The organism is Hymenobacter agri (assembly GCF_054778495.1).
In genome coordinates this window covers 1-1,008 of record NZ_BAAGZM010001013.1, presented here as the reverse complement: position 1 = coordinate 1,008, position 1,008 = coordinate 1, and the positions used below count along the sequence as shown (strand labels likewise).

Here is a 1,008-nt window from a genome sequence, read left to right as displayed (position 1 = left end):
ATGTGCGCTACCAGCTGGGGCCGCGCTGGGAAATTGTGGCCCAGCCCACGCTCACGCAGTTCGTTACGTCGGTGGCGCGGCCGGCTTCGGGCTACGTGGCGCGCTACCCGTTGGCGGCCACCGCGCTAGTGGGCGTGGCCTGGTGGCTGCGGAAAAGGCAGAGTACCCCGAATTTTCAATTCGGCCCGCGTGAACGTCAATTGTTCTGGCGGGCCGAATTGAAAATTCGGGGTACTCCGTCTATTAGGCCTCTCGCTCGCGGCTACTGCACCATGCCCCCAATTACCACGTCGCGCACCGGGTTTTCGCCCAGCCAGTACGGGATTTCGGCCACGCTGCCCAGGTCCAGCACCAGCAGGTCGGCGCGCTTGCCGGGGGCGAGGCTGCCGCAGTCGGCGGCGTGGCCAATGGCCCAGGCGGCGTTGAGGGTGGCGGCGGCCACGGCTTCCTTAGGTGTGAAACCCATTTTGAGGCAGGCCACCGATAGGGCCAGCCACAGGTTTTTGCTGGGGCAGGAGCCGGGGTTGAAATCGGTGCTCACGGCCACGGGCAGGCCATTGTCGATGAAGGCCCGACCCGGTGCGTATTGCTGCTGGCGTAGAAACAGCGGCACCAGCGGCAGCAGCACGGCCACGGTCTGCCCCCGGGTATGCTGCGCGATGCGGGCCGCCGCCTCGGGCGTGAGGTAGTCGCAGTGGTCGACGCTGACGGCGCCCAGCGCGGCGGCCATCTCGCAGCCGCCGAGGTCGTGCAGCTGCTCGGCGTGAATTTTCAGGCCGAAGCCCATTTTGTGGGCCTGCTCCAGGTAGTAGCGTGCCACATCGAGCGGAAAAGCACCTTCCTCGCAGAAAATATCGACATACGCCGCCTCCCCTTTCAGGTCCGACAGCACTTCGCGCAGCATGAAATCGACGTAGGCCTGCGGGCCTGCCGCTTTAAACTCGGGCGGCACCACGTGCGCGCCCAGAAACGTGGGCACCACCCGCACCGGCTGCTGCCGGCCCGCCT

1 protein-coding gene is annotated in these 1,008 nt (G+C 66.4%); it reads right to left on the bottom strand.

Translation table 11 applies throughout. The features are described from left to right. Nucleotides 1-262: 262 nt before the first annotated feature. A partial coding sequence (locus ACYVDE_RS24110; protein ID WP_460504060.1) for an amidohydrolase family protein occupies nt 263-1,008 on the bottom strand: 746 nt, incomplete at its 5' end.